This window comes from Streptomyces sp. OR43 (assembly GCF_008042275.1).
GTDB lineage: Bacteria > Actinomycetota > Actinomycetes > Streptomycetales > Streptomycetaceae > Streptomyces.
This window is the reverse complement of the sequence record NZ_RDBK01000008.1, coordinates 150,390-173,937: the sequence shown is the minus strand read 5'-3', so window position 1 is coordinate 173,937 and position 23,548 is coordinate 150,390. Positions and strand designations below refer to the sequence as shown.

Annotated in this window: 21 protein-coding genes; 7 read left to right on the top strand and 14 right to left on the bottom strand. The window is 71.5% G+C overall.

Going from position 1 to position 23,548, the window contains the following annotated elements; all coding sequences use genetic code 11:
* The first annotated feature begins 56 nt into the window (after positions 1-56).
* The 4 genes from EAO72_RS04745 (at position 57) to EAO72_RS04730 (ending at position 3,994) form a co-directional block, all read left to right on the top strand.
* Positions 57-1,508 (top strand): peptidoglycan D,D-transpeptidase FtsI family protein, encoded by a 1,452-nt coding sequence (locus tag EAO72_RS04745; protein ID WP_148015931.1) that lies wholly within the window; start codon positions 57-59, stop codon positions 1,506-1,508.
* Between the two features lie 235 nt (positions 1,509-1,743).
* Entirely contained in the window at positions 1,744-2,319 is a 576-nt protein-coding gene (locus EAO72_RS04740) for a SigE family RNA polymerase sigma factor (RefSeq protein ID WP_148015930.1), read from the top strand.
* Positions 2,316-3,035 (top strand): hypothetical protein, encoded by a 720-nt coding sequence (locus EAO72_RS04735; protein ID WP_148015929.1) that lies wholly within the window; start codon positions 2,316-2,318, stop codon positions 3,033-3,035. The genes EAO72_RS04740 and EAO72_RS04735 overlap by 4 nt, the downstream gene beginning before the upstream one ends.
* 110 nt (positions 3,036-3,145) lie before the next feature.
* Positions 3,146-3,994 (top strand): pectate lyase, encoded by an 849-nt coding sequence (locus tag EAO72_RS04730; RefSeq protein WP_148015928.1) that lies wholly within the window; start codon positions 3,146-3,148, stop codon positions 3,992-3,994.
* Between the two features lie 61 nt (positions 3,995-4,055).
* Here the strand turns inward: EAO72_RS04730 and EAO72_RS04725 are convergent, their stop codons facing one another.
* The 12 genes from EAO72_RS04725 to EAO72_RS04665 all read right to left on the bottom strand — a co-directional run bounded on the left by EAO72_RS04725 (position 4,056) and on the right by EAO72_RS04665 (position 18,142).
* Positions 4,056-5,165 (bottom strand): pectinesterase family protein, encoded by a 1,110-nt coding sequence (locus tag EAO72_RS04725; protein ID WP_148015927.1) that lies wholly within the window; start codon positions 5,163-5,165, stop codon positions 4,056-4,058.
* A gap of 99 nt (positions 5,166-5,264) precedes the next feature.
* Positions 5,265-6,608, bottom strand: a complete 1,344-nt coding sequence (locus EAO72_RS04720) for a pectate lyase family protein (RefSeq protein ID WP_148015926.1) — start codon at positions 6,606-6,608, stop codon at positions 5,265-5,267.
* A 64-nt stretch (positions 6,609-6,672) separates the two neighbouring features.
* Positions 6,673-7,500 (bottom strand): rhamnogalacturonan acetylesterase, encoded by an 828-nt coding sequence (locus EAO72_RS04715; RefSeq protein ID WP_148015925.1) that lies wholly within the window; start codon positions 7,498-7,500, stop codon positions 6,673-6,675.
* A 160-nt stretch (positions 7,501-7,660) separates the two neighbouring features.
* Positions 7,661-8,995, bottom strand: coding sequence for an ABC transporter substrate-binding protein (locus EAO72_RS04710; protein ID WP_148015924.1), 1,335 nt, complete (start codon positions 8,993-8,995; stop codon positions 7,661-7,663).
* Positions 8,996-9,102: 107 nt separating this feature from the next.
* Positions 9,103-10,662 (bottom strand): glycoside hydrolase family 43 protein, encoded by a 1,560-nt coding sequence (locus tag EAO72_RS04705; protein WP_148015923.1) that lies wholly within the window; start codon positions 10,660-10,662, stop codon positions 9,103-9,105.
* A complete protein-coding gene (locus EAO72_RS04700; protein ID WP_261991320.1) occupies positions 10,659-11,591 on the bottom strand; it encodes a DUF6807 domain-containing protein in 933 nt (310 codons plus the stop codon). The genes EAO72_RS04705 and EAO72_RS04700 overlap by 4 nt, the downstream gene beginning before the upstream one ends.
* Positions 11,588-12,790, bottom strand: a complete 1,203-nt coding sequence (locus EAO72_RS04690; protein ID WP_148015922.1) for a Gfo/Idh/MocA family protein — start codon at positions 12,788-12,790, stop codon at positions 11,588-11,590. Before EAO72_RS04690 ends, EAO72_RS04700 begins: the two co-directional genes overlap by 4 nt.
* Positions 12,791-12,795: 5 nt before the next feature.
* Positions 12,796-13,719: a carbohydrate ABC transporter permease gene (locus EAO72_RS04685; protein WP_148015921.1), complete on the bottom strand. Its 924-nt coding sequence runs from the start codon at positions 13,717-13,719 to the stop codon at positions 12,796-12,798.
* Entirely contained in the window at positions 13,716-14,645 is a 930-nt protein-coding gene (locus EAO72_RS04680; protein ID WP_148015920.1) for a carbohydrate ABC transporter permease, read from the bottom strand. Before EAO72_RS04680 ends, EAO72_RS04685 begins: the two co-directional genes overlap by 4 nt.
* Before the next feature lie 181 nt (positions 14,646-14,826).
* Positions 14,827-16,554 carry an L-arabinonate dehydratase gene (gene araD / locus EAO72_RS04675; RefSeq protein ID WP_148015919.1) on the bottom strand — a complete coding sequence of 576 codons (1,728 nt, stop codon included), beginning with the start codon at positions 16,552-16,554 and terminating at the stop codon, positions 14,827-14,829.
* Positions 16,551-17,453 (bottom strand): dihydrodipicolinate synthase family protein, encoded by a 903-nt coding sequence (locus EAO72_RS04670; RefSeq protein ID WP_148015918.1) that lies wholly within the window; start codon positions 17,451-17,453, stop codon positions 16,551-16,553. Before EAO72_RS04670 ends, araD begins: the two co-directional genes overlap by 4 nt.
* Positions 17,454-17,485: 32 nt before the next feature.
* The gene (locus EAO72_RS04665; protein WP_148015917.1) at positions 17,486-18,142 is read right to left on the bottom strand and encodes a GntR family transcriptional regulator; all 657 of its coding nucleotides are present in this window, start codon (positions 18,140-18,142) and stop codon (positions 17,486-17,488) included.
* Between the two features lie 257 nt (positions 18,143-18,399).
* Between EAO72_RS04665 and EAO72_RS04660 the strand changes: the two genes are divergently transcribed.
* Entirely contained in the window at positions 18,400-19,608 is a 1,209-nt protein-coding gene (locus tag EAO72_RS04660; RefSeq protein ID WP_148015916.1) for an MFS transporter, read from the top strand.
* On the opposite strand, the gene EAO72_RS04655 is transcribed toward EAO72_RS04660, so the two are convergent.
* Entirely contained in the window at positions 19,591-20,769 is a 1,179-nt protein-coding gene (locus EAO72_RS04655) for a hypothetical protein (protein WP_148015915.1), read from the bottom strand. The genes EAO72_RS04660 and EAO72_RS04655 overlap by 18 nt on opposite strands.
* Positions 20,766-21,725 (bottom strand): 5-dehydro-4-deoxyglucarate dehydratase, encoded by a 960-nt coding sequence (locus tag EAO72_RS04650; RefSeq protein ID WP_148015914.1) that lies wholly within the window; start codon positions 21,723-21,725, stop codon positions 20,766-20,768. Before EAO72_RS04650 ends, EAO72_RS04655 begins: the two co-directional genes overlap by 4 nt.
* A 388-nt stretch (positions 21,726-22,113) precedes the next feature.
* Between EAO72_RS04650 and EAO72_RS04645 the strand changes: the two genes are divergently transcribed.
* Both EAO72_RS04645 and EAO72_RS42780 read left to right on the top strand, forming a co-directional pair.
* Positions 22,114-22,923 (top strand): NAD-dependent epimerase/dehydratase family protein, encoded by an 810-nt coding sequence (locus tag EAO72_RS04645; protein WP_148015913.1) that lies wholly within the window; start codon positions 22,114-22,116, stop codon positions 22,921-22,923.
* Positions 22,924-23,023: 100 nt separating this feature from the next.
* The coding region (locus tag EAO72_RS42780; protein ID WP_261991351.1) for a TerD family protein at positions 23,024-23,548 on the top strand (525 nt) is incomplete at its 3' end.

Below are 23,548 nucleotides of genomic sequence, written 5' to 3'. Positions count from 1 at the left end.
TGAGAAGCGGCACAACCGGGAACGCGGCGCGCCGTCCCGCTCGTCCCTCCAGCGGGATGAACAAGACGATCAGGCGCGCCTCGGTCTTCTCCCTGCTGCTGGTCCTCGCCCTTCTGGGGCGGGCGACCTGGGTGCAGGCGTACCAGGCCCGGGCGCTCGCAGACGACGACCACAACCGGCGGAACACCATCGCGCAGTACGCGCAGCCGCTCGGCGACATCATCGTGGCCGGCTCCCCGGTCACCGGATCGAAGAGGACGGAGGGCGGTGATCTCGCGTACAAGCGCACCTACAAGGACGGCGACCTGTACGCGGCCGTCACCGGTTACGGTTCGCAGGCGTACGGCTCCACGCAGCTCGAAGGGATCTACAGCGAGGTGCTGGACGGCACCGACACCCGGCTGAAGAATCCGCTGGACGCGCTGACCGGCAAGCGGAGCGCGCCCGGCAACGTGCTGACGACGATCGACCCGGCGGTCCAGAAGGCGGCCGCCGAGGCGCTCGGCGACGACAAGGGCGCGGCCGTCGCGATCGACCCGAAGAGCGGGCAGATCCTCGGGATGGTCTCCTCCCCGTCCTACGACCCGTCCACCATCAGCGGGACGACGGACGGCGACGCCTGGCAGAAGCTGCTCGCCGACCCGGACAAGCCGCTGGTCAACCGCGCGCTGCGGCAGCCGCTGGCGCCGGGTTCGACGTTCAAGCTGGTGGTGGCCGCGGCCGCGCTGGAGAACGGGCTGTACGGCTCGGTCGACGAGCCCACGAAGAGCCCGGTCCCGTACACGCTGCCCGGGACCAGCACCGTCCTGAAGAACGAGAGCGCCARCGCCCCCTGCCAGAACGCGACGCTGCGCGTGGCGCTGCAGTACTCCTGCAACAACGTCTTCGGCAAGGTCGCCGCCGATCTCGGCCAGGAGAAGGTGCGGGCGATGGCGGAGAAGTTCGGGTTCAACACCGAGAAGCTCGACGTGCCGGTCCGGGCCTCGAAGAGCGTCTACCCGTCCGGGATGGACAAGGCGCAGACGGCGCTGAGCGGCATCGGCCAGTTCGAGGTCACCGCGACGCCGCTCCAGATCGCCCTGGTCTCCGCGGCCCTGGCCAACGACGGCGAGCTGGCCGCACCGCACATGGTCTCCAAGGTGACGGACGCGGACGGCGGCACGCTGGAGGACTTCGAGGACGGCGACATGAAGCGGATCGTGTCCTCGTCCACGGCCGCGCAGCTGCGCAGCGCGATGGTGACCGTGGTGGAGGAGGGCACCGGCACCAACGCCCGGATCGACGGGGCCGAGGTGGGCGGCAAGACGGGCACCGCGGAGAACGGGGTGGACAACAGCAACACCCCGTACGCGTGGTTCACCTCGTACGCGAAGGACGACGGTGACGGCCAGGAGGTCGCGGTCGCCGTGATCGTGGAGGACTCGGGCTCGGCGGCTTCGGAGGTCAGCGGCAACGGCCTCGCGGCCCCGATCGCCCAGAAGATGATGAAGGCCGCGCTCCAGCGGTAAGCGGGACATGAGAGACGTCCCGGCACCCCGCCTCGGGTGCCGGGACGTCTGCCATGTCCCGGGCCCCTTCAGGTTTTCGCCCGGTTACGTCTTACTTGGTTACGCACCCACGTCGAAGCGCTTCCGTGACGCGCTGGTACGCTCTCGCCCCGCCCGCCCGCTGTGGGCGGCGGGTGGGAACGTACACAGTCCGACCGTGCGGGCACCGGGATTCGAGCGCTGAGATGAGGTAGCTGTGGGCACATCCATCGACCACGCCGATGCCGCTGCCGCCGAGTTCCATGAGTTCTTCGAGGCCCATTACGCCGAACTCGCGCGGCTGGCCCATCTGCTGACCGGCGAGGCCGACGCCGCCGACGATCTGGCGGCCGACGCCCTGCTGGCGCTCTGGCACCGCTGGGACCGGGTCAGGGACGCCGACCATCCGGTGGCGTACGCGAGGGGTGTCGTCGCCAACATGGCGCGGTCCCGGATCCGCAGCGCGGTGCGCGAGCGACGGCGGATCGCGCTGTTCTGGGCCCCGCGCGGGAGCGGGGACGCGGTCGACGATCCGGACGTGTCGGCGGTCGTCGACGTCCAGGGAGCCCTGCGCAGGCTGCCGTTCCGCAAGCGCGCGTGTGTGGTGCTGCGGCATGCCTTCGACCTCTCGGAGCGGGACACCTCGCTGGTGCTCGGGATCTCGGTGGGTACGGTGAAGAGCCAGACCTCGCGGGCCGTCGCGGAACTGCAGCGGCTGCTGGGTCCCCAGGCGCCCGCCGCCTCTCAGGTCCAGGCGGCCGTCGCGGCGCAGCGCAGCGGAGGAGACCGGTGAAGGACGAGGAGCTGTCCGTGCGGCTGCGGGAGGCCGCCGAGGCGCACCGCCCCGACCGGGAGCGGATGCTGGCCCGGGTGGAGCGGGGCATGGCCGAGGGCCGTCCGCCGGCCCGGGTGGTGCGCCCGCGGCGTGCGGCGGCTCCGTGGCTGCGGGTCGCGGGGGCGACGGCCGCGGTCTGCGGGGTGCTGGCGTTCGGCGCGGTGGCCGTCACGTCCGCCGGGGAGGGCGGCTCGCACGGGGAGCAGGCCGCGGCGCCCGCGGCGTCCTCCCCCGCGCCGTCCGTGACCCCGCCCGCGGGCCTCGGTTCGCTGCGTACCGAGGACGGGCCGCTGTGGACGGACGGTGCCGTGGACCCGCACTCCAACGCGTACTGGGCGCAGAGCGAGGTGACGCTGCGGACGTCCGAGCCGCTCACCTCGCTCACCGTGGAGCTGCGGATCGCCCTCACCGGCGGGGTGAACAGCACCGGTTCCTGGCGCTCGCTGCCCGCGAAGGACTTCACCGTGTCGGTGACCGAGAACAGCGGCCATCTCGTCTACCGGTGGGCGCTGCGGGCGGGCCGGACCGTGCCCGCCGGCACCCACACGTTCGCCGGGCAGTACAACCACGCGGAGGGCGACCGGGACGCGACGGGCGACTATCTGACGGTGCACGCGGTCCGCGCCGACGGTGAACGGGCCTCGGTGGGCGACTCCTTCGGCCGGGCCCGCTGACGGGCAGGACCGGACGGAAAGAAGGCGGCGGAACCCGGCAACCCTTGTGCCCCGCGGTGGCGACCAAGAAGCGCAACGCTCCCCCCACCACCAAGGAACGGGACACCGACATGAAGAAACGAGCCGCACTGCACGGCAGCCACGCCCGGCGCACCGGCCGCCGCCGCATGATCGCCGCATCGGCCACCGCGCTGGCCGTCACCGGCGCCGCGCTCACCACGGGCCTGCTGGTCCAGTCGGCCGGGGCGGCCCCCAGCGCCGCCGCGGCCGCCGCGTGGCCGACGCCCTCGGGTTCGAAGGCCGTCTCGGCGACCATCAAGGTCTCGGGGACGTACGACGGCGGGCTCAAGCGCTTCTACGGAAGCGGGGACCTGGGCGACGGCGGGCAGGACGAGGGCCAGGACCCGATCTTCGAACTGGCCGACGGGGCGGTCCTGAAGAACGTGGTGGTCGGTTCACCGGCCGCCGACGGCATCCACTGCAAGGGCAGCTGCACGATCCAGAACGTGTGGTGGGAGGACGTCGGCGAGGACGCGGCGTCCTTCAAGGGCACGTCGTCGGGCGCCACGTACAAGGTGACCGGCGGCGGCGCCAGAAAGGCCGACGACAAGGTCTTCCAGTTCAACGGCGCGGGCACCCTGACCATCAGCGGCTTCCAGGTCTCGGACTTCGGCAAGCTCGTGCGGTCCTGCGGCAACTGCTCCAAGCAGTACAAGCGCACGATCGCGGTCAGCGACGTCGATGTGACGGCGCCCGGCAAGGCCCTGGTCGGTATCAACACCAACTACGGCGACACCGCGACGCTGAGGTCGGTCCGGATCCACGGCGACAGCGGCAAGAAGATCAAGCCGTGCGTGCGCTACACGGGCAACGACGACGGTGACGAGCCGACGGAGACCGGCAGCGGGCCGGACGGCACGTACTGCAAGTACAGCAGCTCGGACATCAGTTACGGCTGAGCGACGGTGACGGGAGCCCCGCCGGACCGGTCCGGCGGGGCTCCCGTCATGCGTGGCGTTCCTACCGGTACGGGCGCCAGTCGCCGAACCAGGCGGCCGGGGTGTGCAGGCGCGCCTCGGCCGCGGTCAGCCGGGGGCGGTTGGCGGGCACGGTGACGCGCGCGCCGGGGCCCGTGTTGCGGTACTCGGCGAACCGCTGCTCCTGCCAGGGGAAGCCCGAGGACATGGTGCCGTACGGCTCGTCCGTGTCGATCCCGGCGCCGAGGTGGCTGTCGCGCACGGTCAGCATCGGGTGTGCGGTGAGGTCGGAGGAGGGCACCCAGGGGCGGGCCAGTTTGAAGTAGCCGTCCGGCGCGGTGCTGGTGAAGCGGGAGCGCCGCACCAGGTAGCCGTGCGGATTGGCGCCGGCGGTGCTGGGCGCGAAGACGAAGCCGTACGGTGCGGCCGCCAGGTCGGTGCGGGCCAGGGTGCGGAAGTGGCAGCCGTCGAGGACGGCGGTGGCGCGGCCGAAGACGAAGTCGACGTCGCCCTCGACGTAGCAGTCGCGGTAGTACTGGCGGGCGAAGTCGGTCAGGGCGAGGGAGTCGGCGTACAGGGTGTCCTGGTGACCGAGGAAGCGGCAGCCGTAGAACGCCGAGCGGTCGCCCTGCACCTTGATGGCGACGGCCTGGGTTCCGGTGTATTCGGGGTGGTCGGCGCGCAGCCAGTCGTTGGCGAAGGTCAGGCCGTGGGCGGCGAGTTGGGCGGGGCGGGCGGTGACGGTGGCGGAGCCGCTGGTGCCGTAGGTTCCCGAACCGTCCGGCCGGGGGGTGCCGTTGGCGTTGGCGTACACGATGACGGTGTCGTGGGGGTCGTCGCTCGCGCCGATGAGGGTGAGGCCGGTCCGGTCGGCCGGGATGTCGACGGTCTCGCGGTAGGTTCCCGGGGCGATCACCAGGGTGCGGCCGGGGCCGGTCGCGGCGTCCACGGCGGACTGGACGGTGGTGTGGTCGCCCCGGCCGCGTGCGTCGACGTACAGCGTCGCGGCGTCGAGGCGGCGGGACGGTGAGCCGTGGCGTCCGAAGGGGCGGGCGCCGGGCCGGCCGTGGGCGTGCGCGGTGGGGGCCGCGCCGAGGGCGAGGGCGGCGCTGCCGCCCGCGAGCAGGGCCAGGGCACTGCGTCTGCTGGGCATGGCGGTACTTCCTTACTTCCGTGCGCGGGGTGTGCGGCGGGGCCGTGCCGGTACCGGAAAGGCACCGGCACGGCCCCGCCGCTACGGGACTGTCGCCGCTCAGGCGCCGGGAATCCGGCCGGCGCCCGCCTTGAGGCCGACGACCAGGGGGACGAGCAGCGGGTGGTCGACCCGGGTACGCAGGGCCGGCGTCCATCCGGCGCCCGCGGTGAGCTGCTCGGCGGGAACGCCCGCGTTGTGGACGGCGATGAGGTCCGTCCGGCGGCCGTTGACGTAGTTGTCGGCGGCGGTGACCGAGGACTCGGACCACTTCTTCAGGATCTTCGCCTTGTCGAACTCACCGCTGAGGCTGAACGCGTTGTGCTCGGCGACGAGCTGGGACTTCGAGCCGATGCCGTACGTGTAGCCGTAGACGCTGCCCTTCGTGGCGACGAAGTGGTTGTTGTACGAGTCGACCTGGCCGAAGCGGACGCGGGGAGCGCGCTCGTTCACGTCCTTGAAGAGGTTGTGGTGCAGGGTGACCCGGAGCTTGCCGCTGTCGGTCGCTCCGGCACCGTCGCTGTTGCCGATGAGCATCGTCTTGTCGTGGTCCTTGAGGACGTTGTACGAGACGGTGACGAGGTCGGCGCCCTTGACGATGTCGAAGAGCCCGTCGTGCTGCTGGTACAGCTCATTGAAGTAACGCGGCTGGGCGGCGTCGGGTCGGTCCCCGTCGCTGAAGGTGTTGTGGTCGACCCAGACGTGGTCGGAGCCGTAGACGACGAGGTTGTCGTACTCGGAGTTCCAGTGGCCGGTCTCGCCGTCCGTGGGGTCCCACTGGGGGAAGCAGTCGTAGGTGTCCTCGAACGAGATGTTCCGGACGATGACGTTGGAGACGTTCTGGATCTGGAGGCTGGCGCCGATGACCGTCGCGTCCTTGCCGACGCCGACGAGCGTGGTGTTGGACGGGACGTAGACGTTCACGGCTGCCTTCTGCAGCTTGGCCGAGGCCAGCCGGGCGTCCTCCAGGGGGCCCGCGGGAACCTCGGTGCGGCCCCAGGTGGCCGGGTCGTAGGCGGCGAGGTACTTGTCCAAGGTGTAGCCGTCGGTCTGGTACGCCTCGCAGTCGATCGGGGTGCCCGCCGCGTCGGAGTTGCCGTGGACGGTGCCGTCGATCCTGATGATCTTCGGGGCGTCGCCCGCGTCCTCGAAGGCGGCGATGAGTTCGGCCCGGTTGCTCACGGTGTAGATGTGGTCGGGGGTGGCGGCGGCGCCGCCGGTGGTGGAGCCGTCGGCGGCGGCCCAGCCGTCGCCCTGGGCGAGGACGGCGCGGTCGATGCCCTTCTGGTGGCCGGCTCCGCCCGGGTGCGCGGTGGCCTGGGCGGGGACGGACACGGCGAGCGCCAGGGAGGCGCAGCCCATCACCAAGGCAATGGCGCGGGCATGACAGATGCGTGCGGGCATGGCGGATCCTTCGGTGGTGAGGTGAGGTGAGAAGAAGGAGGGAGGTACGGGGTGGCGGCCGGGGTCAGGCCTGCGGCCAGGTGATCCATTCGAGCGGGATCGCGGAGTCGGTGCGTCGTACGTCGCGCGGGGCGAGCACCTTCCCGGTCACCAGGGCCCGGGCGACGAGCCGCGCGGCCTCGACGGCGCCGCGGGGCTGGAAGTGCGTGTTGTCCTGTCGCCCGTCGGGGTAGTTGGGCGACTGTCCCGGCTCCAGCCAGTTGAAGTACTCCAACGTGCCGTCGYGGCCGAGTTCCTGCCAGCGCGCGAGCGTGAGCGCCTGGAGGTCGAGCAGCGGTACGCGCTCCTCGGCGGCCAGCGCGCGCATCGCGGCCGGGTACGCGCCGTGGGTGGGCTTGGCCGTACCGTCGTCGGCGAAGCGGCGCCGCTCCACCGGGGTGAGCAGGACCGGCCGCGCCCCGCGCGACCGTGCGCCGTGCACGTACTGGCGCAGGTGGTCCTGGTAGGTGGTGTACGGGTCGGTGCCGCGGGCGGGGTCCTCGGTCTTCTCGTCGTTGTGCCCGAACTGGATCAGCAGGAGGTCGCCCCCGCGCACCTCCTCCAGCAGGGCGGCGAGCCGTCCCTCGTCGATGAAGCTCTTCGAACTGCGGCCGTTCATCGCGTAGTTGGCGACAGCCAGCGTGCGGCCGAGGAAGAACGGCAGGGCCATGCCCCAGCCGGTCTCGGGTGCCGCGTCGGCGTACTTTTGCGCGGCGGTCGAATCGCCGGCGATGTGCAGGGTGCGGGGGCGGGGACGGCCGCCCGGGCCGTGCGCCGCCGCGGTGGTGGCGGTGGCCAGAGCCAGGGGCAGTGCGGCGACGGCGGCCGCGGCCTGCCTGCGGGTGAGTGACACGGTGAAGCTGCCTCTCTCGTGGTGCGTAGCGGTGCGTACGCGCGGGGCGTACGGCGGTACGGGGTGCAGGAGGAGAAGTGCAGGAGGAGGGGGACCGGCGGCGGGACGCGACCCGGACCGCCACCGGTCCCCGGTCACCGGGGTGGTCGGCCGCGCCTGATCAGCCGTTGCCGATCTCCTTCCACTCCTTCTGGGCCGTGTTCAGCTCGTCGGCGATCTTGTCCAGGAAGTCCTTGGCCGTGACCTTGCCGAGCAGCAGCTTCTGGAACTCGGGCTCGTTGTCCGCCTTGCTGATGTTGTTCCAGTCCGGCAGGTAGTACGGCAGCTGCACGATCTTCGTGGAGCCGTCGGTGAGGGCCTTCGCGGCGAGCTCGGTCGACTCGGTGGCGCTGATCCACGGGTCCTTGGCGGCCTCGGTGTTGGCCGGGATGGCGCCCGCGGACTCGTTCCACTTGCTGTTCCACTTGTGCGAGGCGGCGAACTCGATGAACTTCCAGGCCGCCGTCTTGTTCTTGCTCGACCGGAACAGGCCGAGCCCGTCGACCGGGTTGGAGACCTGGACCCGGGTGCCGCCGTCGCCGATCGGGTTCGGTATGCCGGCGAACTTCTCCTTGCCCAGCGCCTTCAGGTGGTCCTGGTAGGAGCCGAGGTTGTGGCTCAGCATGCCGATGGTGCCGGTGTCGAACTGGGCGACCATCTTGGTGAAGTCGTTGTTGACGTCGGCGGCGGGCGTCGCCTTCTTGTACAGCGCCACGTACTTCTCCACCGCGGCGACGTTCTTCGGGTCGTTGAGCGTCGTCTTGTCGCCGTTCCAGAACTCCGTGATGCCGGACTGGCCGTACGCGGCGTCGATCGCCTGGGCGATGGAACCGGCGCCGCCACGGATCGTGTAGCCGAACTTGTTGTCCTTGGAGTCGGTGAGCTTCTCGGCCGCCTTGTAGAAGTTGGCCCAGGTGGTGGGCGCTTCGAGGCCCGCGGTCTTGAACAGGTCGGTGCGGTACCAGAGTGCGCCGTTGTTGGCGGAGGTCGGCACGGAGTACATGTCGTCGCCCCGGCCTCCCGCGACCTTGACGCCGTCGACCATGCTCTCGACGAGCTTGCCGTTGAGGGAGGAACCCTTGATCCGGTCGTTGAGCGGGTCGAGGGCCTCCTGCGAGACCATGTTGGCGAGGTAGGCGGTGCCGACGCCACCGACGTCCGGCAGCCCGCCGCCCGCGATGGCCGTGTCGTACTTGGACTGCACGTCGGCGATCGGGATCGGCACGTACTTGACCTTGATGTCCGGGTACTTCTTCTCGAAGTCCTTGATGATCTCGGTCCAGATGGCGGTACGCGGTCCACCGTTGTTGTCCCAGAAGGTGATCTCGCCCTTACCGCTGCCCTCGGTACCGGTGTCGCTGCCGTCGTCACCACAGGCGGTCGCGGTCAGTGCGAGCACCGCGGCAAGGGAGACAGCCGCCGCGGCACGCCCCCGCTGCGTCTTCGAGATGTTCATGATCGGCTCTTCTCTCTCGGTTCTCTCGGTTCGTGCGCATGAGTGGGGGGTTCGGTGGTCCGGTGCCGGCCGGCCGTCGTGCTTCGACGGCCCGGCCGGTACGCGTTTCAGGGGGTCGTGCGGAATCCGGTGAAGCAGGCCGTCCCGGCCGGCCCCGTTCCCGGCGGTGCGGTGGCGAACAGGCCGAGCAGCGCGCCGACCCAGCGCCACGGTGTGGCGGCGAAGACCTGGCCCGATGCCCTGAAGCCGGCCCCGTCCCCGGTGTCGGCGAAGAAGCGGCAGCGGGCGCCGGCGGCGACCTCGATCCGGAGCCGGGCCGTGCCGTCGGGGGCCGCCCTGGCGTGCGCGGCGTCGCGTTCGTGCTCGGCGACCGTCTCGGCGTACCGGTGCACGAGCCGTATCCCGCCCGCGCCGTCCGCCGGCCGCTCCAGGCCGATCCAGCTGAACGCGTCCCCGAGCACCGCGAGACCGGACTTGGCCCCCGGCACCTCGCTGCCGAGCGCGAGATCGGCCTCGACGGTGAACGTCTCGGCGGGCAGCCGCTGGACCAGCACGTTGGGCAGGGCCCGCAGATCGTGCGCGTACGCGGTCCGTACGCAGCTGAGCCGCAGCCCGTCCCCGCCGTGCTCGACGGTCCAGCCGGGACGGGGATTGGCCGTCCACTGCCACTGTCTGCCGAACCGGCCGCCCGGGAAGCTGTCGCCGCTGGCCGGGGCCGCCGCGGACTGCTCGGGCGCGGCCGGTTTCGTGTGGACGGTGACGGGCTCGCCCCCGTCGCCGATGACCGGCCAGCCGCCGTCCGCCGCGTCCCAGCGCATCGGCTGGAGGTGCACCACCCGGCCGTAGGCCCCGCGCTCCTGGAAGTGCAGGAACCAGTCCTCACCGGCCGGGGTCGTGACCCAGCCGCCCTGGTGCGGCCCGTTGACCTCGGTACGGCCCTGGGAGAGGACGACGCGTTCCTCGTACGGCCCGAAGAACTCCCGGGAGCGGAAGGCGCCCTGCCAGCCGGTCGCGACCCCGCCGGCCGGGGCGAGGATCCAGAACTCACCGTCCCTGCGGTAGAGCTTGGGGCCCTCCAGGGTGAACCAGCCGGGGATCGTGTCCGCGTCGATCAGGGTCTTGCCCTCGTCGAGGAGCTCCCGTCCGTCGGGGCTCATCCGGTGGCCGGTGAGCCGGTTCTTGATCCCGGAGCGCGACTTGGCCCAGGCGTGCACGAGATACGCCTCGCCGGTCTCCTCGTCCCACAGCGGGCAGGCGTCGATGAGTCCCTTGCCGGCCTTGGCCAGGTGCGGCGCGCTCCACGGTCCGCGCACGTCCTCGGCGTTGATCTGCTGGATGCCGTGGTCGGGGTCGCCCCAGAAGATCCAGAACCGTCCGGCGTGGTGCCGCAGCGACGGCGCCCACACCCCGCAGTCGTGCCGGGGCACGGCGAAGTCGGCGGCCGGTTCGAGGCGGTCCAGGGCGTGGCCGATCAGGGTCCAGTTGACGAGGTCGCGCGAGTGCAGCAGCGGCAGTCCGGGGACCCGCCCGAAGCTGGAGGCGGTGAGGTAGAAGTCCTCGCCGACCCGCACCACGTCGGGGTCGGACCAGTCGGCGTTCAGCACCGGGTTGCGGTAGGTGCCGTCGCCGAGGTCGGCGGTCCAGGGCCGCTCGGCCGGGGCGCTCACGCGGTCACCGCCCGGCGGACATGGGCCGCGGCCTCGTCCCGGCCGAGCCGGCCGTCCGCGATGACGGTGACGACCCGGCGCACGATCGTGGCGCCCGCGGGGACGGGGAGGCGGCGGTCGGCGGCGAGGGAGGAGCCGACTCCCGGGTACTCGGTGGTCCGCACGAACCACGGGTCCCGGCGGGTCTCCTCGGTGGCCCCGGCGAACACCAGGGTCCAGCCGTCGCCGCTCATCGCCACCCAGTCGGCGGCCTTCCCGTGCACCGCCTCCTCGCCGTCCGCCGTCCCGCTGAACACGGCGGGCGCCGAGGTCTCCTTGGGCGCCCGCCAGAAGAAGCCGCCGTATCCGGCGCCCGGACGCCCGTTGGTCGCGGGGCTGCCGATCGACAGGTCGGAGGTGCCCCGGTTGGTGAGCGAGAAGGAGAAGTCCAGCGCCCAGGCGGCCGGGGACAGTTCCGTGGCGGCGACCGTGCGGTGCTCCCGCAGCAGTTCGGTGTCGCCGGCCTCCCAGCTGAGCTCCTCGACGAACCCGTCCGGGTCGCGGAGCTTCCAGCCGAGGTGGCGCTGGACCCCGTGGTTGTCGAGCACGGTGGGGCCCTGGCCGCGGACGAAGGTGCGGCCGCCCCAGAAGTTGTGCCCGGCGACGTCGGGGACGGCGACGGAGGTGCCCAGGTGGTGCACGTGGTCGGCCGGGCGTTCCTCGGTGACGGGGGTGCCGGCGAGGGTGGTGACCGGGTGCTCGTCCAGCGCGCCGGACACGGTCCGGAGGAGGCGGTGCACCGGCGGACCGACCTCCTGGAGAACCTCGTCGAACACCTCGTACGGGATACCGCACTGCTCGTCCAGGTAGGGGCGGCCGTCGGGGGCGGGGAGGTAGGTGTAGCGGCCGACCGGTCGCCCGGCGCAGCTCAGCAGTGCGGTGGTCGTCACGATGAACTCACCTCAGTGGTAGGTCCTGTCCCCAGGCCGGACCTGAGCGCCCAGCGGGCGCCGAGTTCGGAGAAAAGGGTGAGGGTGTCGGCGCCCGCCGCGACCAGTTGGCCGATCCCGCGCACCACCCGGCGGGGGGCGGCGGATTCGGTCGCGGGCACGGTGTACCAGGCGTCGGCAGGCAGGGCGCGCGGCTCGTCGGCGGTCCGTACGGCCTCGACGACCTCCATGAACGCCCCGGTGCGGTGCGGCGGGACGAGCAGTGCGGTATCCCGTACGAGGTGTTCGACGAGGTTCTCCAGGAGGTCGGTCCGCCGGTGCACCGCCTCCTCCGGACCGTGTCCGGCGCGCTGGACGAGCACCCGGTCCTGCTTGTACCAGAAGGTGATCCGGCCTCGGTCGCCGTGGACGATCACATAGGGTTCCCCGGCCTGTTCCGCGCAGAGGGTGACGGCGGCGGTGACCGGGACGCCGGAGGCGGTGGTGATGCGGACGCAGGAGGTGTCGTCGGCCTCGATGTCGTGGGCCCGGAAGAGCTCGGTCTCGATGGAGGCGATGTCCTGGGCGGTGCCGCTGCCGGCCAGTTCGAGGGCGGTGGCGACGGCGTGGGCGAGCGGGTTGGTCAGGACCCCGTCGACGACGTCGGTGTCCCCGATCCGGCGCCGCCCTGCCCAGGGCGCCCGCCGGTAGTAGGCCTCGTCCCGGACCCAGGCGCCCGCGGCCCCGTAGCCCCGGACGGTACCGATGGCGCCGGAGCGTACGAGCTCGCGGATGGCGGGCACGGCGTGCGAGCCGAAGGACTGGAAGCCCACCTGGCAGGCGATACCGGCCTCCTGCACCCCGGCCAGGATCCGTTCGAAGTCGGCCCGTGTCGCGGCGGGCGGCTTCTCCAGCAGGAGGTGCACGCCCCGGCCGGCGGCGGTCAGCGCCAGTTCGGCGTGGGTCTGGATCGGGGTGCAGATGACGGCGGCACGCGCCCCGGTGGAGTCCAGGAGCGCGCCGAAGTCGGCGGACTGCTCCGGGAGTTCACCGGCGAAGGCGTCGAGTTCGCCGTCGTCGAGGGGGTTCAGTTCACAGACTCCGGCGAGCCGGACGAGGCCCTGGTGCTGGAGGCGGCGGATATTGGCGAGGTGCCAGCGTCCGTGGCCGCGGGCGCCCGCGAGGACGATCGGGACGGGTGTGGTGGGCAGGGACGGCATGTCCGTCACCCCTTCACTGCGCCGGCGCTGAAGCCGGTGATGAGCCACTTCTGGATGAAGGCGAAGACGATCACCACGGGGACCGCGGCGATCACTCCGCCGGCGGCGAGCGCGCCCAGGTCGACGCTGTCCGCGCCGATGAGGGTGTTCAGGCCGACCGGGATCGTCTGCTTGTCCTGCTCGCTGAGGAACATCAGGGCGAACAGGAAGTGGTTCCAGCTGTGTACGAAGGCGAAGGAGCCGACCGCGATGAGGCCGGGCCGCAGCAGCGGCAGCACGACCGCGCAGAAGGCCCGGAAGCGCGAGCAGCCGTCCACCCACGCGGCCTCCTCCAGGGTGACCGGCACGTTCTTGATGAAACCGCTGATCAGGATGATGGAGAGCGGCAGCTGGAACACCGTCTCCGCGATGACCACACTCCCCAGTGAGTTGATCATCTGGAGGTTCTTGAAGATCTCGAAGAGCGGTACGAGCATCAGCGCGCCCGGGATGAACTGCGAGCAGAGCAGCGCCAGCATGAAGCCGTTCTTGATTCTGAAGTTGAACCGGGCGAGCGCGTAACCGCCGGCCAGCGCGACGAGCGTCGTGCAGACCAGGGTGCAGACCCCGACGATCATGCTGTTCTGGAAGAAGACGGCGAAGCTGCGCTCGTTCCAGACCTTGGAGAAGTGCTCCCCGGTCATCGGCCACGGCACCAGCGAGGTGGAGCCCGCGGGGCGCACGGCGAACAGGAACATCCAGTAGAACGGGATGAGGGTGAAGACGAGGTAGATGCCCAGCGGTACGTAGATCTGCCAGCGCGGTACCTCGTCGAAGGCGCGTTCACGGCCGGGCTTGCCGCGTCGGTGCGCGGCGGGTGTGCGGTGGGGGTCCCGGACGGGCTGTCGTGCTGCGTCGGTGCCGTTCTTCTCGGCCAGTGCGGCAGTCACTTGTGTTCGCCTCCGAACTTGCTCAGGCGCAGATAGACGATCGAGCAGAAGAGGAGGATCACGAAGGCGACGGTGGTGAGCGCGGAGGCGTACCCGAAGTCGTGGCCCTCGATGCCGGTGTTGGCGACGTAGAGCGGCAGCGTGGTGGTCTCGCCGGCCGGTCCGCCGCCGGTGAGGGTGTAGAGCAGGTCGACGTTGTTGAACTCCCAGACACCGCGCAGCAGCGTGGACAGGATGATCGCGTCCCGCAGGTGGGGCAGGGTGATGTGGAAGAACTGGCGCAGCCGCCCGGCGCCGTCGACGGACGCCGCCTCGTACAGCTCCTTGGAGACGGACTGCAGGTCGGCGAGGATGAGGATGGCGAAGAAGGGGACTCCGCGCCAGAGTTCGGCGACGGTCGCGGCCCAGAACACGGTTCCGGTGTCGGAGAGGACCGAGGTGCCGTAGTCACCGATGCCGGCGTCCGCCAGGTAGCGGCTGAACCCGGTCGAGGAGTTGTAGAGCAGGATCCAGATGGTGCTGGTCAGCACGCCGGAGACGGCCCACGGCGAGAAGACCATGGCGCGGGAGATGCCGCGGCCGATGAAGCTCTGGTTGACGATCAGGGCGAGCGCGAGCCCGAGGGTGAGCTGGAGCGCGACCTGCACGACCACCCACTGGGCGCTGAAGCCCAGCGTCGTCCAGAACTGGTCGTCCTCGGTGAAGATCCGGGTGAAGTTGTCGAAGCCCGCGAAGCCGTTCCGCCACGGCTTGGTGACGTTGTAGTTCTGCAGGCTGTAGTAGAAGACGCTGATCACCGGGTAGGCGATGAAGCCAAGCATCAGCAGCCCCGCGGGGGCGATCAGCAGATACGGCAGTCGGCGGGGGCTCGCGGAGCGGCGCCTGGGCACCTTGGGCGGTGTGGCCACAGCGGCGGCTTGGGCCATGACACGTCTCCGTTCTCTCAGGTACGGGGTGCACGGTGGTGCTGAGGGTGCGTGAGGGTGTTGGACGGTGCGGTGATGCGTGTGATGCGTGACGTGCGGTGATGCGTGTAGTGCGCAAGCGCTTGCCGCATGGTGTTCGATATACCGAACGCTGCGGGGCGCCCGAATTCTGCTGGGCCGTTCAGCCGGCGTACGGGTCCGGGACTTCTCCCGGCCGGGCCAGGAAGGCGAAGTCGCAGCCGGTGTCGGCCTGGGTGATCTGGTCGTGGTAGAGCGCCCCGTAGCCGCGCTCGTACCGGGTGGCGGGCGGCGTCCACTCGGCCCTGCGCCGCTCCAACTCCTCTTCCGTCACGGCGAGATGGAGCAGGCGCGCCTCGACGTCCAGGGTGATCGGGTCACCGGTCCGCACCAGCGCGAGGGGCCCGCCCACGTACGACTCGGGGGCGATGTGCAGGACGCAGGCGCCGTAACTGGTGCCGCTCATGCGGGCGTCGGAGATCCGCACCATGTCCCGTACGCCCTGCTTCAGCAGGTAGTCGGGGATCGGCAGCATCCCGTACTCCGGCATCCCCGGACCGCCCTTGGGCCCGGCGTTGCGGAGCACCAGCACATGGTCCGGCGTGAGGGCCAGGGCCGGGTCGTTGATGGTGCGCTGCATCTCCTTGTAGTCGTCGAAGACGACCGCGGGGCCGGTGTGGCGCAGCAGGTGCGGCTCGGCGGCGATGTGCTTGATGACGGCGCCGTCCGGGCAGAGGTTGCCGCGCAGCACCGCCACGCCGCCTTCCTCGGCCAGGGGGTTGTCGCGTTCGCGGATGACGTCGCTGTTGTGCACGAGGGCGCCGTCGAGCTGTTCGCGCAGGGTGTCGTGCGCGACCGTGGGCCGGTCCAGGTGCAGGACGTCGGTCAGCCGGGCCAGGAAGCCGGGCAGTCCGCCGGCGAAGTGGAAGTCCTCCATGAGGTACTTCCCGCCGGGCCGCAGGTTGGCCAGCACGGGTACGGTGCGGGCGATGCGGTCGAAGTCGTCCAGGGTGAGCTTGATGCCGGAACGGCCCGCCATCGCGATCAGATGGATGACGGCGTTGGTGGAGCCGCCGAGCGCGAGGACGGTGGCGACGGCGTCCTCGTACGCCTCCGCGGTGAGGATCGACGACAGCTTCCGCTGCTGCCACACCAGTTCGACGATCCGGAGACCCGACTGTGCGGCCATCCGGTCGTGGCCGGAGTCGACGGCCGGGATGGAGGAGGCTCCGGGGACGGTGACGCCGAGCGCCTCGGCGGCGGCGGTGAGGGTGGAGGCGGTGCCCATCGTCATGCAGTGGCCGGGTGAGCGGGCGAGGCCGTTCTCCAGTTCGTCCATCTCGCAGTCACCGATGAGGCCGGCGCGCTTGTCATCCCAGTACTTCCACATGTCGGTACCGGAGCCGAGGACCTCGTTGCGCCAGTGCCCCGGCAGCATCGGCCCGGCCGGTACGAAGACGGCGGGCAGGTCGACGGAGGCGGCGCCCATCAGGAGCGCGGGCGTCGACTTGTCGCAGCCGCCCAGCAGCACCGCACCGTCGACGGGGTAGGAGCGCAGCAGCTCCTCCGTCTCCATCGCCAGCATGTTGCGGTAGAGCATCGGGGTCGGCTTCTGGAACGTCTCCGAGAGGGTCGAGACGGGGAACTCGAGCGGGAATCCGCCGGCCTGCCAGACTCCGCGCTTGACCGCCTGGGCGCGATCGCGCAGATGGACGTGGCACGGGTTGATGTCCGACCAGGTGTTGAGGATCGCGATGACGGGCTTGCCCAGGTGCTCCTCGGGGAGGTAGCCCAGCTGACGGGTGCGGGCCCGGTGGCTGAAGGAGCGCAGCCCGTCGGTGCCGTACCACTGGTGGCTGCGCAGCTCCTCGGGGGCGATGCGACCGGTCATATGGACCACCCGGCGACCTGGTCGGCGACCTCGGCGCGCTGGGACTCGGGCAGCACCCGGCTGGGCGGGCGGACATCGCGGCCGCACAGGCCGAGGGAGGCCAGGGCTTCCTTGACGACCGTCACGTTGTTGGCGGACTGCCGGTCGGCGCGCAGTTCCTCGAAGCGGCGGATCTGTTCCCAGACCTTCATCGCGGCCGGGTGGTCACCGGCCCGCAGCGCCTCCAGCATGGCCAGCGAGACGCCGGGCGCGACGTTGACGAGGCCGGAGGTGAAGCCGGTGGCTCCCGCGGAGAAGTAGGCGGGGGCGTAGAGCTCGGCGAGACCGGCGACCCAGACGAAGCGGTCCAGGCCGGCGTCCCGGGCGAAGGCGGCGAAGCGCGCGGCGTCCGGGACGGCGTACTTGACGCCGATGACGTTGGGACAGCTGTCGGCGAGCACCGCCAGGCACGCGCCGTCGAGGTGCGGGTTGCGGATGTAGGGGACGACACCGAGGCCGGGGACGGCCTCGGCGATGGCCCGGTGGTAGTCGATCCAGCCGTCCTGCGAGACGTACGGGTGAACGGGCTGGTGCACCATCACCATCTCGGCGCCGGCGTCGCGGGCGTGCTCGGCGGCGGCGACGGCGGTCGGCACGTCGTGCCCGACACCGACCAGGATCGTGGCGCGGCCGCCGGCCTCCTCGATGGTCAGCTCGGTGACGGTACGCCGCTCCTCGGGGGTGAGCGCGTAGAACTCCCCGGTGTTGCCGTTCGGGGTGAGGATGCGCACGCCGCCGTCGAGCATCCTTCGCAGCAGGGCGCGGTGCGCCTTGGTGTCGATGGTGCCGTCCCCGGCGAACGGGGTCACCGGGATCGCCACGACGTCTGCGAGGGCCGCCTTCAGCGGTGTGAGGTCCATGCGGACAGGCCTTTCGTCGATGTGCTGCTGGTTCACGCCGCCCCGCCCCCGTCTTCGTCGTCGGGGAACGCGCGGCGCACGAACGACGCGATGTGGTCGTGCAGAGCCCCGGCCGCCGCGTCCGCGTCGTCGGCGAGCGCGAGCCGCAGGATCTCCCGGTGCTCGGCCGCCTCCCGCTCCCAGGACGGGATCGTCGACCAGGCGACCGTCGACACGAGCGCCGCCTGGTCGCGGACCTCGTCGAGCATCCGGGCCAGCAGGGGGTTGCCGCAGGGAAGGTAGAGCGCCCGGTGGAAGTCCCGGTTGGCGAGCGACCGGTCGGCCTTGTCCCCCGCCGAGTCGGCGCGCTCCAAGGCCTCCTGGGCCTCGTCGAGCGAGGCCCTGCGGGTGATGGAGCGACGCAGCGCCTCGGGTTCGAGCAGCAGCCGCACGTCGTACACCTCCCGGGCCATGGTCGCGTCGACCAGCCGCACGATGGCGCCCTTGTACTGGCTCATGACGACCAGGCCGGTTCCGGCGAGCGTCTTGAGCGCCTCACGGACGGGGGTCTTGGACACCCCGAACTGTGCGGCGAGTTCGGTCTCGACGAGCGCCTGCCCTGGTCTCAGCTGCGCCGTGAGGATCGCGTGCTTGATCGCCTCCAGCACGTACTGGGTGCGGGACGGAATCGGGGTGGGCGCAAAGGTCATGAGTGAAGGGCTCTCGCATCTCGCGTATCGCGTCTCATATATGACGTACGAAGTACGACGCGATGAAGCTAGAGGCGCCACGAATGTTTCGTCAACGCTTCTGACAGAAGAACTTCACCGGACTACGACGTGTGCCGTACACCGATCTCCGCGGCGGCCCGCACCCGCCCCGCCGCCTACGGCACCTTCCCGATGTCCGGCAATGGCCTTACCCGCCAGCCTGATCGGGTAACGAACGTGCAGGTCGGGGAGGTTCGATGGGTGAGTCGGCAACGGGGCGGGTACTGCGGGACCGGACGGCCGGGCTGCTGCTCACCTCGGTGGTCGTGTCCGGTTTCGGCAGTTCCGCGATGTCACTGGCCGCCGGGATCTGGGTCAAGTCGCTGACGGGCTCGGACAGTCTGGCGGCGCTGGCCCTCTTCGCCGTCTGGCTGCCGGTGCTCTTCGGGCCAGTACTCGGAGCGGTGGCCGACCGGCTGCCGATGAAGCCGCTGCTGGTCGGGGCGAACGTCGTCATGGCGCTGCTGCTGACGACACTGACCGCCGTGGACCGGTCGGGGCGGATCTGGATCCTGTTCGCCGTCCTCCTGCTGTACGGGGCCGGCTCGGTCCTCATGGACGCGGCCGAGTCCGCCCTGGTCGCGCAGGCCGTGGACGCCCGGCTGCTGGGCGACTTCAACGGCCTGCGGATGACAGCGAACGAGGGCATGAAGCTGGTGGCCCCGCTCACCGGCGCGGCGCTCTACGCCCGCTTCGGCGGCGCCGCGGTGGCCCTGCTGGACGCGGCATCCTTCGCCCTGGCCGCAGCCCTCTACGGCTTGCTGCGGGTGCGGAGAGCGGCACCGGCCGAGGTCCGCCGCTCCTCCGGGATGCGGCAGGTGTGGGGGTCGCCGGTGCTGCGGCCGCTGGTACTCGCCGGATCCGTCACGATGCTGTGCGCCGGGCTCAACGGGGCGATGCTGTACGCCGTCGTGGACGGGGTGCTCGGCCGCTCCCCCGCCTACGCCGGAGTGCTCTACGCGGCGCAGGGCATCGGGTCCGTCACGGTCGGACTGCTGGCCGGACCGCTGCTGCGACGGCTGCCGGAACGGGTCTTCGCAGCGGCGGGCATCGCCGTGTTCGCGGTGGCGGTGGGCCTGCGGGCACTGCCGTACGACCCCGTGGCGCTGACGGCGTGCGCACTGATCGGTCTGGGCCTGCCCTGCGTGCTGATCACCGCGATGACTGCGGTACAGCGGGAGACGCCGGACGCGGTCCTGGGCCGGACGTCAGCGACCGCGGGCACGCTGATGATGGCGCCCAACGCGGCGGCGCTGGCGCTCGGCGCGGGGCTGCTCGCGCTGGCGGACGTGCGGGTGCTGCTGCCGCTGGTGGGCGCGATGGCGCTGCTGACGGCCGCCGCGCTGGTCACGGGCCGGCGGGGAAGACTCCCCGCCGGCCCGCGGGCGTCAGCGGCCGAGGCGTGAGAGCGCCTCGGCGACTGCTTCGAGGTCCGGCCCCGAGGCCAGCCCCGCGTGGTACAGGCGCAGTTGGTTCGCGCCGAGCGAGGCCGCGTGGGCGGCGTCGCGCTCCAGCGTGCCGGGGCTGCCGCCCATCCCGCGCACCACGGTGAGGTTGGCCGCGAGGACACCCCCGCGTCCGGCGAACGGGCCGAGCACCGCCTCGCGCGCCGCGTCACCGCCGGTGCACGGCAGCACCACGCCGTCCGCCACGGACAGGATGTGCCCCGGGTCGACGCCCACGTTGGCGCCGGACCGGTAGGGCGCGGGGTCCGCGTGCAGCAGCACCTGGAACCCGGGGGCGGCGGCCGCGCGCACCGCGGCGACCACCGACTCCTGGAGCCCCCGGGCCACTTCGGTGCGATGGCGGAGCGCGGCCCCGGCCTGATCGGCGCCGAGCAGCTTCTCGACCCCGCCCCAGCCCGCTTCCGGGGTGCCGGAACCGGCCCAGACCGGCTCCAGCGCGCCCCGCACGGCACGGCCCAACTCCTCGGCGTCCAGCCCCTGCCCTTCGTATCCGGCCCGGCAGTCCGGGCAGAAGCACAGCGACATCAGGTACTGCGCCGCGTCCCCGAGACCGACGCCCCCGACCTTGTCGTGGGCGTGCAGATGCGCGAAGCCGTACCAGCCGCAGGACTCCAGCTCGGTCCCGCGCGCCCCGTCCCGTACCGCCGCCTCGGCGGCCAGGTCCACCAGGTACGCGCGGACCGCGGGCTGCGCGATGCACGGGGCCCACGGGTAGCGGTCCCCATAGGCGTTGACCACGGAGGTCTCCGGATGCTCCGCGCCCAGCCGGGAGCTGTGCGCGAGCACGACCCAGCTGTGCACATCGAGCCCGGCGCCGGTCAGCGCCTCGGCGGCCTCGGCGTAGGCGTCGTCCGAGTCCACCCAGGACTGGGTGAACGGCCGCAGCGCGCGTCCCGCCCACCGCTCGGCGTCCGGTGGGTACAGCACCGCGGCGTACTCGGCCGTGACGATGCGGCGCGAAGGATGGCGCGGGGTCAGCGCCCGGGTGGAGTGGTAGGCGGCGGCGAGCGTCACCTGCTGGACGCCGAGGTCCCGGACGCGGGCAGCCGCGTCCGGATCCCCGACGACGTCCCAGGGGTAGAGGAAGGCGGAGGTCTTCACCCGCGCTCCCCCGCGCCGGCGCTCTCCAGCAGTGCCCGGCCGGCCCCGATGATCTCCGTCAGCTCCTTGATGTGCGCGGCCGGCGGCTCGGTGAGCGGGCTGCGGACCTCGCCGACGTCCAGACCCTGGAGGCGGACGGCCGCCTTGACCAGGGAGACGGCGTAGCCGCGGCCCTTGGCGCGCAGTTCGACGAGCGGCCGGTAGAACGAGTCGAGCAGCGCGTTGACGAGGCCGTCGTCGCCGGACTCCAGAGCGCGGTAGAACGCCAGCGCGATGTCGGGCGCGAAGGCGAACACGGCGGAGGAGTAGAGCGTGACGCCGATGCCCCGGTAGGCGAGGCCGGTGAGCTCGGCGGTGGGCAGCCCGTTGAAGTACAGGAAGTCCTGGCCGGGCAGTCCGGTGCGGACGGCGCTGACGATGCGCTGCATCAGGTCCAGATCGCCGTAGCCGTCCTTGAGGCCGATGATCCCCGGCGTCTTCGCCAGCGCGACCACGGTCTCGGGGGTGAAGACGGCGTTGTCGCGCTGGTAGACGATCGTCTCCAGGCGGGTGGCGGCGGCCAGCGCCGCGTAGTGCGCCAGCAGCCCTTCCTGTCCGGCGACGACCAGGTACGGCGGCATGGCGAGGAGCCCGTCCGCGCCGGCCTCCTCCGCGAGCTTCGCGAACTGGACCGCCAGGGCGGTGCCGTATCCGGCGCCCGCCACGACGGGCACCGCACCGGCGGTCTCCTCGACGGCCGCGGCGACGACGAGGCGGAACTCCTCGGGCGTCAGGGCGTGGAACTCGCCCGTGCCGCAGCAGGCGAAAACGGCCGCGGCACCCGCGTCGACGCCCGCGCGCACGTGCGCGCGGAAGACGTCGAGGTCGACGGAGCCGTCCGGCCCGTAGGCGGTGACGGGGAAGAAGAGCGGCCCGGCGACAGCGGTGAGTCGGGCGGCAAGTGGGGCTGAGGTCACGGGCGCTCCCTGAGCGGATTCAGGCGTGCACAATTCTGATTGACGTCCATATTCATGAACGCTCTTACGCTAAGGCAGCGGCTGGGGCGGGTCAAGGCGGGGCCCTTGGGCGGGCGGCAGTTGGGGGTCCTGGGGGCCGCAGGGCCCCTTGCCGTTGCCCCTTTCCGGGGTGCCGGCTTCCGTCCTCAATCGCCGGACGGGCTTGAGTGGTGCACGCCACCCCCAGCCCGTCCGGCGATGGAGGACGGAACCCCCAGCCCAGGGGAGGGACAACACCCCTTGACGCCACCACACACGCTCCGTAACTTGTCCACGCATGTGAATGCCATCCACGCATCGGGCGAGCGCCCGCTCGCCACGCTCGCCGGCCTACCGAGGAGATCCGCGTATGTCCGCTCCCCGCACCGTCCTGCTCACCGGCGCCGCCGGCGGTCTCGGCACCCTGATGCGCGGACTGCTGCCCGCCCACGGCTACGCGCTCCGCCTGTTCGACATGGTCCCCGTCGAGGGCGAGCCGGACGCGATCACCGCGGACCTCGGCGACAAGGAGGCGCTGCGCGAGGCCGTGCGGGGCGTCGACGCGATCATCCACCTTGCGGGTATCTCCCTGGAAGCCTCTTTCGACAAGATCCTCCGGGCGAACATCGAGGGCACCTACAACCTGTACGAGGCCGCTCTCGCGGAGGGCGTCCGGCGCATCGTCTTCGCGTCCTCCAACCACGCGGTCGGCTTCACCCCCCGGCCGCTCCCCGGCGACCCGCTCATCCCCATCGACACGCCTCGCCGCCCGGACACCTTCTACGGGCTGTCCAAGTCCTTCGGCGAGGACCTCGCCCAGCTGTACTGGGACCGGCACGGCCTGGAGACCGTATCCGTACGCATCGGCTCCTGCTTCCCCGAGCCGACCTCCGTACGGATGCTGTCCGTCTGGATGAGCCCCGGCGACGGGGCCCGGCTCTTCGACGCCGCGCTCACCGCGGAGAACGTGGGCCACACCGTGATCCACGGCTCCTCGGACAACACCCGCCTGTGGTGGGACCTGACGACGGCCCGCTCCCTCGGCTACGAACCCCAGGACGACTCGGAGGAGTACGCCGCGAAGCTCATCGCCGAACACGGCGAGCTCGACCCGGACAACCCGGACCACGCCCACCTCGGCGGCCACTTCTGCACCAACCCGCCGATCTGGCCGCACTGAGCCCACCCGGAAGGGCTCGCGCCGCCGCCGTACGGGCGAAGCCGTCCGAAGGTAAGGGAACGGCAAAGCCGGGTCAGTCGTTACCCCTGGCATGACCGCTATGACACCCGGCTCGAACATCCCCCTCTCCGCCCCCCGCGTGGCGGTGGACGTCGCCGCTCCCGTGCGGCTCGACGTATCGGGCCTGCTGCTCACCGCCGACGGCAAGGTGCGCTCCGACGACGATTTCATCTTCTACAACCAGCCCGCGGGCCCGGGTGTGACCTACCGCTCCGGCGGCGGCACCGCACCCGACGCGATCGTGGTGGACACCGCGGCCGTGCCGCCCGGCATCGAGAAGATCGTCGTCACCGCGAGCCCGGACGGAGCGGGTCAGACCTTCCAGGGCATCGAGCCCACGGCCACCGTGCGCAACGCGGACGACGGCACTGCGCTCGCCACGTTCACCCCGCCGCGGCTGGGCGCCGAGACCGCGCTCGTGGTCATCGAGGTCTACCGCCGCGGCGGCGCCTGGAAGGCCCGCGCGGTCGGCCAGGGCTATGCCAACGGGCTGGCCGGCATCGCGACCGACTTCGGCGTCTCGGTCGAGGAGGAGCCGGCCGCGGCGCCCGCCCCGGTCACACCC

Coding starts and splice junctions, on each gene's coding strand:
- EAO72_RS04730 (WP_148015928.1), top strand. CDS start 3,146: ATGAAGAAACGAGCCGCACTGCACGGCAGCCACGCCCGGCGCACCGGC.
- EAO72_RS04725 (WP_148015927.1), bottom strand. CDS start 5,165: ATGCCCAGCAGACGCAGTGCCCTGGCCCTGCTCGCGGGCGGCAGCGCC.
- EAO72_RS04720 (WP_148015926.1), bottom strand. CDS start 6,608: ATGCCCGCACGCATCTGTCATGCCCGCGCCATTGCCTTGGTGATGGGC.
- EAO72_RS04710 (WP_148015924.1), bottom strand. CDS start 8,995: ATGAACATCTCGAAGACGCAGCGGGGGCGTGCCGCGGCGGCTGTCTCC.
- EAO72_RS04690 (WP_148015922.1), bottom strand. CDS start 12,790: ATGCCGTCCCTGCCCACCACACCCGTCCCGATCGTCCTCGCGGGCGCC.
- EAO72_RS04680 (WP_148015920.1), bottom strand. CDS start 14,645: ATGGCCCAAGCCGCCGCTGTGGCCACACCGCCCAAGGTGCCCAGGCGC.
- araD (WP_148015919.1), bottom strand. CDS start 16,554: ATGACCGGTCGCATCGCCCCCGAGGAGCTGCGCAGCCACCAGTGGTAC.
- EAO72_RS04670 (WP_148015918.1), bottom strand. CDS start 17,453: ATGGACCTCACACCGCTGAAGGCGGCCCTCGCAGACGTCGTGGCGATC.
- EAO72_RS04665 (WP_148015917.1), bottom strand. CDS start 18,142: ATGACCTTTGCGCCCACCCCGATTCCGTCCCGCACCCAGTACGTGCTG.
- EAO72_RS04660 (WP_148015916.1), top strand. CDS start 18,400: ATGGGTGAGTCGGCAACGGGGCGGGTACTGCGGGACCGGACGGCCGGG.
- EAO72_RS04645 (WP_148015913.1), top strand. CDS start 22,114: ATGTCCGCTCCCCGCACCGTCCTGCTCACCGGCGCCGCCGGCGGTCTC.